Here is a 1026-nt window from a genome sequence, read left to right as displayed (position 1 = left end):
AGCGCCCGGTGCGCGGCGGTCTCCAGCACGGCCTCCAGCATCGCCGCCGCCTCGGCCGGATCGAGATCGGCGGCCAACTCGTCCGCATGGCGCCGCAACCGCGCCTCGATCAGCGCGGCGATGCGGGCGCTGAGCGCCTTGCGATGCTCGGCCCGGCCGACGCGCGGCGCGATCTCGATCAGGGCCTGGTGCAGCCGGGGATCATGCGGATGGTCCTGGAAGGCGGTCGCGACCAGGGCATCGACCGCCCGGGCCAGCGTCTCGCCCGGCGCGGCAATCGCCTCGGCGAAGCGCGCGGCAAAGACCTCGCCGTAATGGTCGATCACCGCCGCCGCCAGCGCCTGCTTGTTCGGGTAATACTGATAGAGCGAGCCGATGCTGGCGCCGGCCCGTTCCGCCACCATCGCGGTGGTCATCCGCTCGAACCCGGCATGCGCCAGAACCTGAGCGGTCGCCTGGATGATGGCGCGAACCGTGGCGCGCGCCCGGCTCTGGTGCGGGATTTTGCGTGGATTCACATCCATCTGCACCATCCTCCGGTCATGAACGGGGAATGCGAATATAAAAGCCGAGGGATTCGTCACATACTCCAGGCATCGATGCAAGCAAGGCCGCAGGACATCGCGGCCGGAAAGGAAGAAACGCCATGACCGATACGAATTCCGCGCTCGACCTGAGCCGCTTTCACCTGCATCTCGAGGACGGGCCGCGGATCCGCCCGGTGTCGCTGGCCTTCGGCGACCGGCCGGCGGAGGGCAGGACGCTTGCCGTCTTCCCTGCCGAACGCCCCGAGGACGTTCACCCGGACTCCTGGGAGATGCATCCCGGCGGCGATGAGTTGCTGATCCTCTGCTCCGGCAGGCTGGAGCTGGATATCGAGGATGCCGACGGCATGCGCACGGTGGAACTGACGCCGAGGACGGGCCAGGTCGTGCCGGCGGGCAGCTGGCATCGGCTGCGGCTCAGGGAACCGTCGGTCCTGCTGGCGATCACCCATCGCAGCGGCACGCAGCGCCGCAAGGATCG

General features: G+C 68.8%; 2 protein-coding genes. One reads left to right on the top strand and one right to left on the bottom strand.

The features are described 5' to 3' along the window. Positions 1 to 524 (bottom strand): TetR/AcrR family transcriptional regulator (locus tag IT40_RS26465; protein ID WP_166443859.1); only part of this gene is annotated, 524 nt, incomplete at its 3' end. Positions 525 to 646: 122 nt separating this feature from the next. Between IT40_RS26465 and IT40_RS26460 the strand changes: the two genes are divergently transcribed. Then, positions 647 to 1026, top strand: a 380-nt coding sequence (locus IT40_RS26460) for a cupin domain-containing protein (protein WP_052096374.1), incomplete at its 3' end; no start/stop codon positions are given.

This window comes from Paracoccus versutus, assembly GCF_000763885.1.
Classification (GTDB): domain Bacteria; phylum Pseudomonadota; class Alphaproteobacteria; order Rhodobacterales; family Rhodobacteraceae; genus Paracoccus; species Paracoccus versutus.
This window is presented reverse-complemented; position numbering and strand designations above follow the sequence as displayed.